The organism is Roseovarius halophilus (ex Wu et al. 2025) (assembly GCF_047086965.1).
This window is the reverse complement of record NZ_JBKOTX010000449.1, coordinates 1-1,601: the sequence shown is the minus strand read 5'-3', so window position 1 is coordinate 1,601 and position 1,601 is coordinate 1. Positions and strand designations below refer to the sequence as shown.

The window sequence follows — 1,601 nt, the reverse complement described above, 5'->3', positions numbered from 1 at the left end:
TGGGCCACGGAGGAGTTGCGCAGCCTCGCCGGGCGCGGCACAGGCGATGACCTCATGGCCGGGCGCCTCCGGGCCAGGCTGGCCGAGCTGGACGCGGCGGCGGGTGATCAGGGTGGGTGAGGTGGTACATGACCTGACCGGCCGCCCGCGGATGGCACCGCGGCATGACCGCCCCGAGGACCGCGGTGGGGCTCGTCGCGCGACGTCGGCACGCGATGGCCACGATACGCTCACGTGCCTCGCGGGTCTTTCGGTCCGCGAGCGCACATGGCACGCTGATCCTTGCGGCACTGCCGTGTGATTTAACAGTTAGGAGCACACCATGGGACTTGGAGATATGCTGGGCGGCGCGATGGACGCCTTCGGCGGCACGGAGGAGATCGTTTCGAAGATCAGCGAAAGCGGGATCGACCTGTCCGCGCTGACGGAGATGGACCCCGACGCCGTGACGGCGATGCTCGAGGAAAAAGGGATCGACCTGTCGATGCTCGAGGGCCTCGGCCTTTCGGTCGAGGACGTGATCGAGAAGGTCAAGGAACAGCTGGGCTGATCAGCGCGTGACACGGGCCGGGCCCGCCCGGCCGCGTGATCGCGCCGTCCGATATGCCAGCACAGGGATGGCGGGAATGGACGTCGAAGCTGTGACGCTGGTCTCCCGCATAATCTTTGCAGTTGCAGCATTCGACATGAAGGGCGGGAAGCCGACCTTCGCTGCGCTGATTAAGAACGGCAGCAGACTGCAAAAACGAGACTTCTAATGTTCCTGTCCGCCCTCCGAAATTGGCCTCCTCCGAGATTTCAAATCTGAGCATAACAATCCCGCATTCCCCAAGTAGTCCGCTGATTTCGCTGTCCTGAGCTTTGTATTTCCTATATAAATCATGGTGTTGATAGCTGTGAGGGGCGTGTTTCATGGATCACCCAGAGGGTGCGGGATTGCAGCGGGCAGATCGGGTGGATTTCGACCCTCGTGTTCGGCTGGAATTCAAAGGCACACAGCTCAGTTCGGACGGCGGTCTGCTGGTGATGCGCGAGCTGGATGACACACTCGGGCTGTCCGATCTGGCGTCAGCGACGCTGTCCGACACCCGCCTCGGCAAGAACACCGTCCACCGGCTTGACGGGCTGTTCCGGCAATCGGTTTTCGGGCGGCTGGCCGGATACGAGGACGTCAACGATGCTGACCGTCTCGCGCTCGACCCGGTGATGCGTCAGGTTGTCGGCGGCCGGGCTGTCGTTGCGCAAGCGGCATCGGCCTCGCAGATGGGGCGGTTCGAGACGGAGACGCTGGCCCAGCCGGAGAACCGGGATGCGCTGGCCTACAACCTCGCAACCTTCCGGCGCTGCATCGAGTTGCCCGAGGAAATGGCTGACTGGTCGTTGACCAGCCTGCAACTCAAGCTGATCCACTGCCTGGCAGGTGATGCTTGCATCACCGAGAAGGAAGACAGGCGCCCGCGTTGTGCGCCATGCCCGGGCGAACACCTTCCAACTCTCCGAGACCGCGGTGTCCGGTAAGATGGTGCGCGCCATCCTGGCCGCCATTCATCGACTGCGAGCGCCACCGTCATGTGCGTGACCGCAATCCGGACCCCAACTGA

2 protein-coding genes and 1 pseudogene are annotated in these 1,601 nt (G+C 63.5%); all 3 read left to right on the top strand.

Translation table 11 applies throughout. The features are described 5' to 3' along the window. The first annotated feature begins 322 nt into the window (after positions 1 to 322). Positions 323 to 550, top strand: a complete 228-nt coding sequence (locus ACH107_RS32710) for a hypothetical protein (protein WP_412509761.1) — start codon at positions 323 to 325, stop codon at positions 548 to 550. Positions 551 to 626: 76 nt separating this feature from the next. Next, positions 627 to 758 carry a hypothetical protein gene (locus tag ACH107_RS32705; protein WP_412509759.1) on the top strand — a complete coding sequence of 44 codons (132 nt, stop codon included), beginning with the start codon at positions 627 to 629 and terminating at the stop codon, positions 756 to 758. A 154-nt stretch (positions 759 to 912) separates the two neighbouring features. Next, a pseudogene (locus ACH107_RS32700) lies at positions 913 to 1,320 on the top strand (transposase); the annotation flags it as partial. Between the last annotated feature and the right edge of the window lie 281 nt (positions 1,321 to 1,601).